This is a genomic window from Bifidobacterium sp. LH_424 (genome assembly GCF_056356895.1).
Genome location: NZ_JBKEVC010000006.1, coordinates 139,665 through 153,381 on the forward strand (window position 1 = coordinate 139,665; position 13,717 = coordinate 153,381).

11 protein-coding genes, 1 tRNA gene and 1 pseudogene are annotated in these 13,717 nt (G+C 66.4%); 7 read left to right on the forward strand and 6 right to left on the reverse strand.

What is annotated here, in order from left to right:
- Positions 1-183: 183 nt before the first annotated feature.
- Positions 184-1,371, reverse strand: a pseudogene (locus AC1AYP_RS06780) (MFS transporter).
- A 206-nt stretch (positions 1,372-1,577) separates the two neighbouring features.
- Positions 1,578-1,651: transfer RNA gene (locus tag AC1AYP_RS06785), tRNA-Pro, on the reverse strand.
- A gap of 215 nt (positions 1,652-1,866) precedes the next feature.
- On the opposite strand from AC1AYP_RS06785, the gene lysS reads away from it, so the two are divergent.
- The 3 genes from lysS to AC1AYP_RS06800 all read left to right on the forward strand — a co-directional run bounded on the left by lysS (position 1,867) and on the right by AC1AYP_RS06800 (position 5,851).
- The gene (gene lysS / locus AC1AYP_RS06790) at positions 1,867-3,552 is read left to right on the forward strand and encodes a lysine--tRNA ligase (protein ID WP_476503087.1); all 1,686 of its coding nucleotides are present in this window, start codon (positions 1,867-1,869) and stop codon (positions 3,550-3,552) included.
- Positions 3,553-3,796: 244 nt separating this feature from the next.
- Entirely contained in the window at positions 3,797-4,861 is a 1,065-nt protein-coding gene (menA, locus tag AC1AYP_RS06795; protein WP_476544695.1) for a 1,4-dihydroxy-2-naphthoate octaprenyltransferase, read from the forward strand.
- A 249-nt stretch (positions 4,862-5,110) separates the two neighbouring features.
- Positions 5,111-5,851 (forward strand): phosphoglyceromutase, encoded by a 741-nt coding sequence (locus AC1AYP_RS06800; RefSeq protein WP_034525883.1) that lies wholly within the window; start codon positions 5,111-5,113, stop codon positions 5,849-5,851.
- 308 nt (positions 5,852-6,159) lie between these two features.
- On the opposite strand, the gene phoU is transcribed toward AC1AYP_RS06800, so the two are convergent.
- A complete protein-coding gene (gene phoU, locus AC1AYP_RS06805; RefSeq protein WP_476547205.1) occupies positions 6,160-6,840 on the reverse strand; it encodes a phosphate signaling complex protein PhoU in 681 nt (226 codons plus the stop codon).
- Between the two features lie 225 nt (positions 6,841-7,065).
- On the opposite strand from phoU, the gene AC1AYP_RS06810 reads away from it, so the two are divergent.
- A complete protein-coding gene (locus AC1AYP_RS06810; protein ID WP_476544655.1) occupies positions 7,066-8,376 on the forward strand; it encodes a sensor histidine kinase in 1,311 nt (436 codons plus the stop codon).
- A 4-nt stretch (positions 8,377-8,380) separates the two neighbouring features.
- On the opposite strand, the gene AC1AYP_RS06815 is transcribed toward AC1AYP_RS06810, so the two are convergent.
- Positions 8,381-8,635, reverse strand: a complete 255-nt coding sequence (locus tag AC1AYP_RS06815; protein ID WP_476503128.1) for a DUF2530 domain-containing protein — start codon at positions 8,633-8,635, stop codon at positions 8,381-8,383.
- 85 nt (positions 8,636-8,720) lie between these two features.
- A complete protein-coding gene (gene serC / locus AC1AYP_RS06820) occupies positions 8,721-9,863 on the reverse strand; it encodes a phosphoserine transaminase (protein ID WP_476544656.1) in 1,143 nt (380 codons plus the stop codon).
- A gap of 244 nt (positions 9,864-10,107) precedes the next feature.
- Here serC and AC1AYP_RS06825 point away from each other — a divergent pair, with 244 nt between their 5' ends.
- From AC1AYP_RS06825 to AC1AYP_RS06835, 3 genes are all read left to right on the forward strand, one after another.
- Entirely contained in the window at positions 10,108-11,118 is a 1,011-nt protein-coding gene (locus AC1AYP_RS06825; RefSeq protein ID WP_476503090.1) for a CHAP domain-containing protein, read from the forward strand.
- A 134-nt stretch (positions 11,119-11,252) separates the two neighbouring features.
- Entirely contained in the window at positions 11,253-12,014 is a 762-nt protein-coding gene (locus AC1AYP_RS06830) for a C40 family peptidase (RefSeq protein ID WP_476544657.1), read from the forward strand.
- Between the two features lie 349 nt (positions 12,015-12,363).
- Complete coding sequence (locus AC1AYP_RS06835; protein WP_476503092.1) at positions 12,364-13,392, forward strand: universal stress protein; 1,029 nt, start codon at positions 12,364-12,366, stop codon at positions 13,390-13,392.
- 221 nt (positions 13,393-13,613) lie between these two features.
- Here AC1AYP_RS06835 and AC1AYP_RS06840 read toward each other — a convergent pair.
- A partial coding sequence (locus AC1AYP_RS06840; protein WP_476547207.1) for an IS3 family transposase occupies positions 13,614-13,717 on the reverse strand: 104 nt, incomplete at its 5' end.

Consider the following 13,717-nt stretch of genomic DNA (forward strand, 5'->3'; position numbering starts at 1 on the left):
TTCCGTGCGGTCATGGAGCCCGATTCATCCGGACACGGCCCACGCTACGGCCGCGACATGGCCGGGGTGGGCGACGGGGAAGAACGGGAGGTGAACTTCCGTGAAGTGTGAGCAAGCGCACGCCGTCCACGCGCGGTGCGCGGGCGGCGTGACGTGTGTGAGTGGCGTGCGCGACGGCCGCTCTCACACGTGGACTTCGCGCAGACGGTGGATGGCGTCGGTGTCGGTCTCGTAGCGCCACGAGTAGATGGCGAGCAGGGCGACGCCGAGGATGCCGAGCGGCAGGCCGGCGAGACCGGTGAACCGGTAGTTCATCGCCAACGCGTTGAGCGTCATGCCGCCGACCGCGGAACCGACGGCGTTGCCGAAGTTGAACGCGATCTGCGCGGCGGCGCCGGCGATGAGCTCGCCGCCGCCCTGACCGGCTTCGGCCATGAGCAGCAGCTGGGGCGCGTTGACGAAGAACAGGCCGAACGCGATCCAGAAGGTGAGGATGGTGGTCGAGACGTGGTTGCCCGGCACGACGAGCACCATGAGCAGACCGAGGCAGGAGACCGACTGGCCGAGCGCGGCGGTGCCGGCGTGACGCCAGTGGTCGGTGACCCATCCGCCGGCCAGTCCGCCGAGGACCATGCCGAAACCGGCGAGCATCATGAACATCGGGACCAGGGAGGACTGCCAGCCGCCGGACTTCTGCAGCCACGGGGAGACATAGCTCCACCAGCAGAACACGCCCGCGTTGCCGGTGAAGATGGCCGCGATGATGAACTACGGGCCGGGCTTGGCGAGGAAGCGGAACTGCCCCTTGATGCCGGTGTCCTTGACCGGTGCGACGGCCGGGACCCAGGCGGCCACGAGGACGACCGTCATCGCGGCCCATGCGGCGAGGAAGCCGAACGTGAGACGCCACGAGAGGAATTCGGCCAGCAGCGTGCCGGCTGGCACGCCGAGCATGTTCGCGATGGTCTGTCCGGCCACCATCAGCGAGACGGATTGCGCCTCCTTGCCCTTGTCGGCCAGCGTCTTGGCGACGAATGTGGCGGTGCCGAAGAACGCGCCGTGCGGGAGCCCTGCGATGAAGCGCGTGACGAGCAGCATGGGCGCGTTGACGGCGAACGCGGAGAGCAGGTTGCCGGCGAACGCGATGACCATGAACAGGATGATGAGCCGCTTCGGCGGGGTCTTGCGGCCGACGACGAGCATCAGCGTGCCGAAGCACACGCCGAGCGCGTAGGAGGAGATGTAGTGGCCGGCGGTCGGGATATCCACGTTGGTGGCGGCCGCGGCCTGCGGCAGGATGCCCATCATCACGAATTCGGCGGCGCCGAGGATGAACGACCCGGCTGCCAGCGCGAGCAGACTTCTCTTCATGATTCCCCTTGGTGTACGAATAAGTTTGATAAACACGTTTTCTGAATACGTTTGCATCAAACGTTATACGCAACGCTACTCCTCACCCCATACCGGATTTGCGTATTTGGAGCGGCGGGCCTTCGGGGGCAGTGACAGTCAGGGAGGGAACCATGGCCAAAGAGAATAAAAAAGGAACCGCTGATTTCTCAGCGGTTCCTCAGTTGTCGGGCTGGCGGGATTTGAACCCGCGGCCTCTTCGTCCCGAACGAAGCGCGCTACCAAGCTGCGCTACAGCCCGTTTGGCAACGGGTGATATATTACATGTTTGGGCGAGCGATGCAAACGTCGGCGTGTCGCGCCGTTTTCCGCGCTTTTCCCTGCGCCCCCTCAGGGGGGAGCTGGCGCGCGGAGCGCGACTGAGGGGGTGATTCCGTGCGACCCCGTCGCACCCGCCCCATCCATTCATCCCCCTGCTCCCCGCCGTGTATCGCCTTCTCGCTAGACTGTGTGCCTATGTGTGAAACCCAAGAATCCCAAGCAAACGAGGACGAGAACGTCGAGAACGCCGTCCCCCAGATGACCACGGTGGAACGCGCGGAGATGCTGCTCAAGCAGGATGAGACCATCCGCGAGAAGATCAAGGGCGGCGCCACCCTGGACGAGGCCGTCGACCCGTCCAACAAGGAGTTCGGTCCGCTGGCCCACCCCGAGCAGGTGCAGATGCGCGTCGCCAAGCGCGCGATGATGCTCGAGTCCGGCGTCAACCCGTACCCGGTCCACCTCGATGTGACCGACACCATCGAATCCGTGCGCGCCAAGTACGACGGCAAGCTCGAACCCGGCCAGGAGACCGAGGACATGGTGGGCATCGCCGGCCGCGTCCTGTTCATCCGCAACGCGGGCGGCCTCAACTTCGTGCAGCTGTCCGCCGGCGACGGCACGAAGATCCAGGGCATGATCTCCAAGAAGGAGATCGGCGCCGATTCCCTCAAGCAGTTCAAGCAGCTCGTCGACCTCGGCGACCACCTGTACTTGAAGGGCCGCGTCATCTCCTCGAAGACCGGCGAGCTCTCCGTCTTCGCCACCGAGTGGGCGATCGCCGCCAAGGCGCTCCAGCCGCTGCCCGCCCTCCACAAGGAGCTCAACGAGGACACCCGCACCCGCAAGCCGTACATCGGCATGATCGCGGACGAGAAGATCCGCAACATGGTGCGCAACCGTTCCAAGGCGGTCGCCTCGCTGCGCCACACGTTCGCGAACCACGACTTCATCGAGGTCGAGACCCCGATGCTGCAGACCGTGCACGGCGGCGCCGCGGCCCGCCCGTTCACCACGCACATGAACGCGTTCGACCTGGACCTCTACCTCCGCATCGCGCCGGAACTGTTCCTCAAGCGCTGCCTCGTCGGCGGCATCGACCGCGTGTTCGAGATCAACCGCGACTTCCGCAACGAGGGCGTCGACGCCACGCACGCTCCCGAGTTCACGATGGTCGAGGCCTACCAGGCGTACGGCACGTACAACACGATCGGCCAGCTCGTCAAGGAGCTCGTGCAGAAGACCGCGATGGACGTGTACGGTTCGCACAAGGTGACGCTGCTTGACGGCACCGAATACGACTTCGGCGGCGAATGGCGCACGATCAGCATGTACGACTCCCTGTCCGAGGCGCTCGGCGAGGAGATCGTCCCGAACGGCGGCCCCGAGCATCCGGGCACCTCCGTCGAACATCTCGGCGCCATCGCCGACAAGCTCGGCGTCGAGCGCGACGAGGTCGAGAACCACGGCAAGCTCGTCGAGCACCTGTGGGAGCACTTCTACGAGGACAAGCTCTACGAGCCGACCTTCGTGCGCGACTTCCCGGTCGAGACCTCCCCGCTCGTCAAGGGCCACCGCTCCAAGCCGGGCGTGGTCGAGAAGTGGGACCTCTACGTGCGCGGCTTCGAGCTGGCCACCGGCTACTCCGAGCTCAACGACCCGATCGTGCAGCGCGAGCGTTTCGTCGCCCAGGCGAAGGACGCGCTCGCCGGCGACGAGGAGGCGTGCGACATCGACGAGGACTTCCTCGAGGCGCTCGGCGTCGGCATGCCGCCGGCCGGCGGCATGGGCATGGGCATCGACCGACTGCTCATCGCCCTGACCGGCGCGACGATCCGCGAGACCATCACCTTCCCGCTCGTCAAGCCCCTCGTCGCCTGATAGCATCACTTTCGGCCCCCTCGTCAGAGGGGGCCAATTCATAGATGGAGGAAACATCATGAATCGGGAATCATCGAACAGCGCGCACGCGTCACTGCGCCTCTGGCTGTCCGGTATCCGTCCGAAGACGCTGCCCGCGTCAATCGCGCCGGTGCTGGTCGGCGCGGCCTGCGCGTGGCAGATGCTCGGTTCGTCCGCCCGCAGCTGCATCTCGACCGACGAGGGCGTCTGGGCCGATATGGAGATGGCCAAAGGCCCGTGCTTCGACCCTTGGTACGCCTACGACGATGCGCTCGTCCGGTTCATCGGCATGACGCTGCTGTGCGTCGGCGTCGCCCTGTTCCTCCAGATCGCCGTCAATTTCGCGAACGACTACTCCGACGGCGTCCGCGGCACGGACGCGTCGCGCGGCGGCAGTGAGGCGGCGAGCGGCAAGCCGCGCCGCCTCGTCGCGTCCGGTCTGGTGCCGCCGAGACGCGTGCTCGCCGCGGCTGGCTGCGCCGCCGCGCTCGCCTGCGTGTGCGGTCTCGCCGTCGCCGTGTTGTCCGGGCAGTACTGTCTGATCGGCGTCGGCGCGTTGTGCGTCATCGCCGGGTGGTTCTATACCGGCGGCCGTCACCCTTACGGGTACGCGGGACTCGGCGAGCCGTTCGTGTTCGTGTTCTTCGGCCTCGTCGCCACGCTCGGCACGCAATTCGCGGTCGCGTGGAGTTTCGACGGTTTCGGCATGCCCGGCACGTGGCGGATCGCGTTCGAGACGCCGCTCACGGTGCCCGGTCCGATGGCCGCCGCCGGCTGGACCGTGGGTGCGATGCTGTGGACCGGCGACTACGGCGTCGACGGGACGGGGATCACCGCCGCCGTCTGCTGCGGCGTCAACGCGATGATGTTGCTCATGGTCAACAATCTGCGTGACATCGACGATGACCGCGTGCACGGCAAACGCACGTTGGCCGTGCGATTGGGTGCGAGGGGCGCGAGGATTCTGCTCGTCGTATGCGCGGCGGGGGAGTGGATCCTGTCGATGATCCTGTATCTGGGCCCGTGCATCGGCGCCTCCGACTGGGTGTCGTACGTTGCGACCGGGCATATCGGGCGTATGCGGGGGTTGGGATTGCTGTTCCTGACGGTCGTGGCCGTACTGGGGGCGGCGTTCCTCGCCGGCGTGGTGACGAACGTGTTCCGTGGCCGGTACGGCGCCGCGCTGCGGTTCGCCGGCATCAACGCGCTCTGGTTCGCCGTCGCGTTCGCCCTGCTCATGTTCCCCGCCGCCATCGCTCCCGACGGGAGCATCACCGCCGTCACCTGATCGGTGGGCCTTCGTATCCGTTACCCCCTCAGTCCGGCAAAGCCGGACAGCTCCCCCTGAAAGGGGGAGCAGAAAAAGGTCCGCGTTCGCGGGGTCCTCTCTCTTGCGCCCCCTTCAGGGGGAGCTGGCGGCCGGAGGCCGACTGAGGGGGTGTCCGCCCGACCATCCGCGCGATTGTTTACCCAAACGTTGCCGAGAAACGTGGGATTATTGTTCGTGTCTGGGCCGGACTGGCGGTAGACTGGCCGTATGTCTTACAAACTGGTACTGCTCCGTCACGGACAGAGCGCATGGAACAAAACCAATCAGTTCACCGGCTGGGTCGACGTCCCGCTGACCGAGCAGGGTGAAGCCGAAGCCAAGCGTGGCGGCGAGCTGCTCAAGGAGAAGAACGTCCTCCCGGACATCGTGTTCACCTCCCTGCTGCGTCGCGCCATCAACACCGCCAACATCGCGCTGGACGCCGCGGATCGCCTGTGGATCCCGGTCGAGCGCAACTGGCGTCTCAACGAGCGTCACTACGGCGCTCTGCAGGGCAAGAACAAGACGGAGATCCGTCAGGAGTACGGCGACGAGAAGTTCATGCTGTGGCGCCGCTCCTACGCGACCCCGCCGCCCGAGATCGATCCGAACGACGAGTACGCGCAGAACCACGATCCGCGCTACACCGGCGATCCGGTTCCGGAAGCCGAGTGCCTGGCCGATGTCGTCAAGCGCGTCGAGCCGTACTTCAAGTCCGCCATCGAGCCTGAGCTCAAGGCCGGCAAGACCGTCCTGATCGCCGCCCACGGCAACTCGCTGCGTGCCATCGTCAAGATGCTCGACAACCTGTCCGAGGAGGAGATCGCCAAGGTCAACATCCCGACCGCCATCCCGCTGCTGTACGAGCTGGACGAGGACTTCAAGCCGATCAAGCCGCGTGGCGAGTACCTGGACCCGGAGGCCGCCGCCGCCGGTGCCGCCGCCGTCGCCGCCCAGGGCCAGAAGTGAGCCCGACGATTCGTCACTGAATCACGGTAACGAGAGGGGACGCTCCGAGAAGGAGCGTCCCCTCTTCGCGTATGGGGAGATACCCCCTCAGTCGCGCTTCGCGCGCCAGCTCCCCCTGAAAGGGGGCGCATATGACGTGGCCTGCGCCCCCTTTCAGGGGGAGCTGTCCGGCTTCGCCGGACTGAGGGGGTGCTGAACCAGCCATCCGCATATAACAAAACGACGCAAGACCAATCAAGGCCATTGCGCCGTTCCGGGTCCTCCCTAGGGAGGAAATTCGTTATCCGTCCGGACAGCCGGACGGAACCTTACTCGATCGAGCCTTCCTCGTCACGGCTCGGCTCCTTCGACGGATCGAAACCGGAGACGATGAACACGACGCGACGCGCGGCCGAGACCGCGTGGTCGCCGAGGCGCTCGAGGAAGCGGCCGAGCAGCACGACGTCGATGAGCTGCTGACGGCTGATCTCCATGCTTTCGTCAAGCGCGAACTCGAAAGTCTTGTGGTGCAGGGCGTCGAGCTTGTCATCGTTGGCGATGATGCGCTCGGCGGTCTTGGCGTCGCGGTCGGCGAGCATGCTCACCACGTCGTCGGAGGTCTCGTCCAGGAAGTCCTGCATCTGCTGGAACGTCTCCTTCGCGCCTTCCGGCAGCGCGGAGGCGGGGTAGGCGCGGCGCGCGGTCTCGGCCACGTGCTTGGCGAGATCGCCCATGCGCTCGAACGTGGTGGCCAGACGCATCGTGGAGACCACGACGCGCAGATCGGTGGCGACCGGGTTCTGCTTGGCCAGCAGCTTCACGCACTGGTCGACGACGCTCTCCTCGAGGGCGTCCAGCTCGATGTCACCGTCGATCACGGTCTGGGCGGCCTCCACGTCCTGCTTGAGCAGGGCGTCGCCGGCGCCGCGGATGGACTTGCGCACACCCTGCGCCATGCGGTCAAGGTCGTCGGCCACGGCCTTGAGCTCTTCATTAAAGATAACGCGCATTGTCTTCAGCCTTTCATCTTTCTTCGGCCATGGACGGGCGACGGTCAGGCGTAGCCCGTACCTCACGGCAACCTCTCCCATTTTATGCGAGTACTCCCGCTTTCGCGACAACGTAGCGCAATCGCCATCTGCTGTTGGCTGCATGTTCACCACTACGTTCACCGGATATTCAACTACACGGCATGTCGCCGCTTCCGACACGCCCGGTGTGGGAGAATGGAGCGCATGTATGATTCCCCGGTGCCGTCGATCATCGTGTCGTCGGTCTTCGGCGTGATGGGTCTCGCCATCGCGCTCGCCGTCCTGTTGTTCATCATCGACCATGTCGAACCGATTGTGGAGCGTCTGCTGGGAGGTGCGTCGTTCACGGAATGGCTCGGCAACCTCATCGGACGCAAAACGCGCGGTCTGCGCAAACGCCGCGACGCCGCGGACGGCGACGACGATCTCGACGCGTCGACGGAGGCGCTGCTGTCGATCCTGCCGAGCGCGTCGCTGATCGTCGACCGCGACGGCGACGTGGTGCGCGCGAACCCGCAATCGTACCGTCTCGGCATCGTCCAGGACGACAGCATCGTCAACGAGAAGGTGGTGGAGACGGTGCGCGAGGTGTTCGCCACCGGCGGCAGGCGCCGTTTCGACCTGGAGACGGAAACGCCGGAACGGTTCGTCGCGTCGGGCGACGACGACGCGACGAACCGCTCCGGTGCGGGCGTCGCGCCGGGCGCGCGGCCCGGCGTGCGGCGCCCGAACTGGCTGAAGGTGACGGTCGGGCGCGTGGGGGAGCGATACGTCGTCGTCCTCATCGACGACGTGAGCGAGACGGTGCGGTTCGCGCAGATCCGCGACTCGTTCATCATCAACGTGTCCGAACAGCTGCTGGGGCCGACCGAGGCGCTGTCGCGTCTCGCCGACGATCTCGAGCACGACGGCGAGGACGGGAAGGGGCTCGACCGCGCCCGCATCGAGGCGGACGCGCGCGAGGTGCGCACGACCAGCAACCATCTCAACCACATGGTCTCCGACCTGCTGCTGCTCATCAAGGCGCAGGAGCCGATCGTGCCGTCCGCCGCGAACCGTCTCAATGTGATGGACGAGGTGCGTGCGGTGAAGGTGTCGCTTGCGCATGAGATCGCCGATTTCGGCGTGGACGTGAACGTGGAGGGCGACGATTCGCTCGTCGTCAACGGCGATTCCGGCCAGATCCGCACGGCCCTGACCAAGCTCGTCGAGAACGCGATCGAGTATTCGCCGTCAGGCGGGTACGTGGGCGTGTCCGTGGAGGCGGACGAGATGCGCCGTCACGCGGTGATCCGCGTGATCGACCAGGGCAAGGGCATTCCGAAGCGGGAGCAGTCGCGCATCTTCGAACGGTTCTACCGCGGCGCCGACCAGAGCGCGCGCACCGCCGACGGCGTGGGATTGGGATTGTCGATCGTCAAGCATGTGGCGCTCACCCACCACGGCACCGTCGCCGTATGGTCCGCGCCCGGCCAGGGCAGCACGTTCACCCTCACCCTGCCCGTCGCCCGCTGAGGCGTTACTGGCCGAGACGCCGGTAGTCCCAGCGGTCGAAATGCTCCCAGATGAGCATGAGCACGCCGACGACGACGCCAGCCGCGCAGATGATCAGCGGCGTGGCGACGTCGAATCCGAGCGCGTCGAGGACGAAGCATGCGATCAACGCCACGGACCACAGGCCGGTGCCGATGAGGAACACGGTGCGCAGATCCACACGCACCGGTTTGGGCGCCGGCCTGCGCACCGCGGGGTCGAGTATCGGGGCGAATCGCAATTTCACAGCGACCACCTTACCGCACGCCGCCGAGCATGCGCCGCGTGCGGTTCCGCCCCGGTCGCGCGGTTCCGGCCCGATTCGGCTACAGGTGTTCGACAACGTAGTCGATGCATCCGGTGAGCGCGGCGACGTCCGACGGTTCGACCGACGGGAACACGCCGACGCGCAGCTGGTTGCGTCCCAGCTTGCGGTATCCGGACGTGTCGACGATGCCGTTCTCGCGCAGCGCGGCCACGACGTCGGAGGCGGCGATCGCGTCGTCCAGGTCGATGGTGACGACCGAGTGGGAGCGTGCGCCCTCGTCGGAGACGAACGGTTTCGCGTAGTCGGAGCGTTCCGCCCAGGAGTACAGCAGCGACGCGGACTTGGCGCACCGCGCGGCCGCCCAGTCCATGCCGCCGTTGTCGTTGAGCCAGCGCACCTGGTTCTCCATCATGATGAGCGTGGCGACGGCGGGCGTGTTGAGCGTCTGGTCCTTGCGCGAGTTCTCCAGCGCCTTCGTGAGCGACAGGAACGGCGGCACCCAGCGGCTCGCGCCGGGAAGGCTCACGTTCGCCTCGACGCGTGCGGCGCGTTCGACGGCGGCGGGGGAGAGGACCGCGACCCACAGGCCGCCGTCCGAGCCGAACGCCTTCTGCGGGGAGAAGTAATAGGCGTCGGTCTGGCTGACGTCGACGGGCAGCGCGCCGGCGGCCGACGTGCCGTCGACCAGCGTGATCGAGCCCTGCTCGACGCTGCCTTCGACGCGGCGCACCGGGGCGGCGACGCCGGTGGAGGTCTCGTTGTGCGCCCAGCAGTAGGCGTCCACGTCCTCGGTGGGCTCCGGCAGGCGGTACGTGCCCGGCTCTCCCTGATAGGTGACCGGATCCTCGAGGAACGGCGCGGCCGCGGCGGAGGCGGCGAATTTCGCGCTGAACGATCCGTACGTGCCGAACGCGGCCTGACGGGTGATGAGCGAGGCGCAGGCGATCTCCCAGAAGCAGCTGGCGCCGCCGTTGCCGAGCGCGATCTCGTAGCCGTCCGGCACGTGGAAGAAGGATTCGAGGCCTTCGCGAATCGAGCCGACGAGCTGGCGCACCGGGGTCTGACGGTGGGAGGTGCCCAGTAGCGTGGTGGCGCCGGCATCGAGCGCGGCGACCTGTTCGGGGCGGATCTTGCTGGGCCCGGAGCCGAATCGGCCGTCCTCGGGCAGCATGTCGGAGGGGATGTTCACTGTATTGGCCATGCGCACCACCCTAGCCAATCCTTCGGTGCTCAGGTCGCGTGCTCCATATATCGACCGCGCGGCGGCCGATGGGCGGACGCGGGGGGAGACGAGGGAGAGGTGCGGGAGGGGAGGGCTCGAACCGGTTCGACACCCCCTAGGGGATTTGCCTGAGGGCGGGGGTCGTTGTAGGGTGGCGAATTGTGACGGTGAAGGGTGCCGTCTGCAGAGGTGCCCTCCCAACCCACCAAGGAGCTGATACTGTATGAGGCATGCGGCACATAAGGCGGCCGGAACTTCCGCCAAGGGCAACGGATCGAACAGCCTGATGGGTCTGTTCTCCGGTTCCCGCGGCACCCACACGCGTGGCACCGTGATTGCCATGCAGATGGCGGGGAACAACGGCGCCGTGCTCGGTCTCGACGAGGCGGTGGCCGATAAGCTCAACGAACTCGCGCCGATGTCGCGCCGCGCCATCCGCGAGGCGGCCCGTGCGGCCGAACGTCGCAACTTCATCGTCGGCTCCGCGTCCCTCGCGGCCCTGGCCGGCACCGCGGCCACCGCGGTCGCCTTCGCCAGCCCCGCCGACGAAGGCCTGTCCGTCGCCGAGGACGCCGCGACGACCACCACGCAGATTCAGGCGGTCAAGGGCGCGGCCTCCCGTTCCGACGTGCGCACCCCGCTCACCGGCACCGGCGACACGGTCTCCAGCACCGTGGCCGGCAGTGACGCCACGCAGCAGTCCGACGCCGACGCGCAGACCCAGCAGACCTCCAACGAGGGCACCTGGTCGCTCGGCGACGCCAGCACCTCGATTGACCTCAAGCAGATGTCCAAGTCCCTCGCGAACAACGAGAACGTCGCCAAGCTCATGGACGAGGATTCCAACCTGCTGCCTGCCGGCTTCGACCCGAACCACGCCACCGGCGATGTCGGCAACGCCTATGAATTCAGCCAGTGCACCTGGTGGGTGTACGTGCGTCGTCATGAGCTCGGCCTGCCGGTCGGCTCGCACATGGGCAACGGCAACATGTGGGCCAACTCCGCGCGCGCCCTCGGCTACTGGGTCGACAACACGCCGCGCCACGTGGGCGACATCATGGTCTTCCGCGCCGGCCAGGAGGGCACCGACTCCACGTACGGCCACGTCGCCATCGTCGAGAAGATCAACGCCGACGGCTCCATCGTCACGTCCGAGTGCGGCTCCGTGATGAACGGCAAGACCTACTCGAAGACCTACACGAACGTCTCCGACTTCGAGTACATCCACTACTGATACGTCTGACTACTACTGATACGTCTGACCACTGATACGTCCGGTCTCCGATGCATCCGATGCATCGCCGGAGATTCCGCTTACCGATTCGCTTTCCGCTCCCCGGGCACCCCGGGTGCTACCGTAAGGTTCCGATGAAGAATTTGAAGCAAACCGTAATCGCATTCACCGCGGCCGTCGCAGCCTGCGCGACGTTCATCGCCGTCGCTCCGGCCGCCACCGCCGCCGATCAGACCTCCGGTGTGGTCACCTCCGAGCGCTCGTTCCCGAAGACCACGACCGCACGCAAGAACCTGCTCAAGGAATCCACCTCCACCGATGTGGAGTCCGATTCCAACTGGGGCGGCATCGAGTCCCTGAACGTGCCGCAGACCAAGTCCCAGGCCGAAAAGGACGCCGAGGCCAAGGCCGAAGCCGAGAAGAAGGCCGCCGAAGAGGCCGCCCAGGCCGCGGCCACCGCGCAGGCCCAGTCCCAGGCTGCCAGCCGTTCCGCCAGCCGCGACGCCTCCGTCGACACCTCCAGCCTGCCGACGCCGACCGGCAACGCGCAGGGCGTCATCTCGCTCGCCTTGGCCATCGCCGCCGACGACCGTTACGTCTACGGCGGATGCAACCCGCCGTACAACATGGACTGCTCCTGCTTCGTGCAGTACGTCTTCGCCCAGAACGGCATCTCCCTGCCGCGCACTTCCGGCGCGCAGGCCACCGTCGGCACCCCCGTGGCGAGCCTCGCCGAAGCCCAGCCGGGCGACATCCTCGCCAATGCGAACCATTCCGGCATCTACCTCGGCAACGGCATGATCGTCGACGCCGAGACCTACGCGGACGGCATCCGCACCAACGCCGTCGCCTACGTGTTCGCCGGTGCCAGCTACTCCATCCGCCGAGTCCTGTAATACCGACACCCGGCGGTTCGGTTACGGATCGCTTCGTTTCTTGGGAAAACGCGCCTCCCCCCGGGAAGGCGCGTTTTCCGTTTTCCTGGGCCTGTGGGGATCCCCTTGATGAGGGAGCTGGCCGCCATAGGTGGTCCGGGGGAGAGCCCGTGCGACGGATCCGGCTGTGTGGCTCCCTCTGATGAGGGAGCTGGCCGCCGCAGGCGGTCTGAGGGAGAGACCCGCGACACGAGTGAACTATTTCACTCGGATGACACGCGATATACGCCCATAACGGGGTATTGTGGAACGCACAGGGGGCGATGTCGCCACGGCATGACGGCATCGCGTATAACTCAAGGAGGTCGTCATGATCAACGACAAGGCCATACTCGTCGGCGTTGACGGGTCGAATGCCAGCTACAAGGCCGCTTGGTGGGCAGCGAACTATGCCAAGCATGCGGGACTGACGCTGCAGATCGTCTGCGCATACTCCCTGCCCAGCTACGCAGCCGTCAGCTTCGACGCCACGTACACCGCGATGGGCGACGACAACGCGGCTCATTCCGACGCGCAGGAGATTCTGTCCAAGGCGAAGGCCATCGCCGACGAGCAGGGCGTCCAGGCGGCCACACTGATCGTGACCGGCGACCCGGCGTCCGTGTTCGTCGAACTGTCGCGCAACTACAACCTCATCGTCATCGGCAACCGCGGCAAGGGCGGCCTCGCCGAGCGCCTGCTCGGCACCACGTCCTCCTCGCTGCCCGCCTACGCGTACTGCCCGATCGTCGTCGTGCCCTACACCGACGACGACGGCAACCTCATGCACCTCAACAACACGATCACCAAGGTGGCGGTCGGCTCCGACGAATCCAAGTGGGGTCTGAAGGCTCTCGACATCGCCGCCTCCTTCGCGCACGCGTGGGGTGCCGAGCTCGACGTCATCTCCGCGGCGGCGCAGGTCAAGGGCGCCGACGACGAGGTGTACGCCTCCTTCATGGACGATCTGGAGACGCGCGTCAAGCCGCTCGAGGAGCAGTACCCGGATTTGAAGATCGAGAAGCGCATCGTGCCCGGCTCCGCCGTGGACGCGCTCACCAAGGCCAGCTACGACCATGACGTCGTCGTCGTGGGCTCCCGCGGACGCGGCGGCTTCACCGGCCTGCTGCTCGGCTCCACCAGCCAGGGCCTGCTGCAGCACTCGGTCGGCCCCGTCTACGTCGTGCCGCGCAAGTACGTGGAGGCCGCCGAAAGCCGCCTCGACACCGTGCCGAGCTCGCCGGCCGAAGTGCCGACGAAGCCGCTCGACGACATCAGCGGCGTCAAGGAGGTCCCGGTCGAGCCGGCCAAGCCCGAGGTCGTCCAGCAGATCGAAAAGACCATCGATCCCGAACACTGATCCGATTGAGGTCGGCCGTAGGCCGTCCGTGATTGCGGCCGGGCTGTCCGCTCCTTCTTTGGCCCCCTCTGACGAGGGGGCTGTCCGCGTAAGCGGACTGGGGGAGAGATACCGGGAACCGTTACGTTCCAGCTATCTCTCCCCCAGTCTCACTGCGTTCGACAGCCCCCTCGTCTGAACTGCGCCCCGATTGCTGGACGTGGTTTATTAAGGGTACCTGATCAGGCTGTGGGGGACATGTTCCGGAATTCCTCCGGGGTGTGTCCCCCGAGTCGTTTCTGGCGTCGTTTGGTGTTCCAGTGGACGATGTACGCGTCCAGCCCGG

Coding starts and splice junctions, on each gene's coding strand:
- lysS (WP_476503087.1), top strand. CDS start 1,867: ATGTGTGAAACCCAAGAATCCCAAGCAAACGAGGACGAGAACGTCGAG.
- menA (WP_476544695.1), top strand. CDS start 3,797: ATGGCCAAAGGCCCGTGCTTCGACCCTTGGTACGCCTACGACGATGCG.
- AC1AYP_RS06800 (WP_034525883.1), top strand. CDS start 5,111: ATGTCTTACAAACTGGTACTGCTCCGTCACGGACAGAGCGCATGGAAC.
- phoU (WP_476547205.1), bottom strand. CDS start 6,840: ATGCGCGTTATCTTTAATGAAGAGCTCAAGGCCGTGGCCGACGACCTT.
- AC1AYP_RS06810 (WP_476544655.1), top strand. CDS start 7,066: ATGTATGATTCCCCGGTGCCGTCGATCATCGTGTCGTCGGTCTTCGGC.
- serC (WP_476544656.1), bottom strand. CDS start 9,863: ATGGCCAATACAGTGAACATCCCCTCCGACATGCTGCCCGAGGACGGC.
- AC1AYP_RS06825 (WP_476503090.1), top strand. CDS start 10,108: ATGAGGCATGCGGCACATAAGGCGGCCGGAACTTCCGCCAAGGGCAAC.
- AC1AYP_RS06830 (WP_476544657.1), top strand. CDS start 11,253: ATGAAGAATTTGAAGCAAACCGTAATCGCATTCACCGCGGCCGTCGCA.
- AC1AYP_RS06835 (WP_476503092.1), top strand. CDS start 12,364: ATGATCAACGACAAGGCCATACTCGTCGGCGTTGACGGGTCGAATGCC.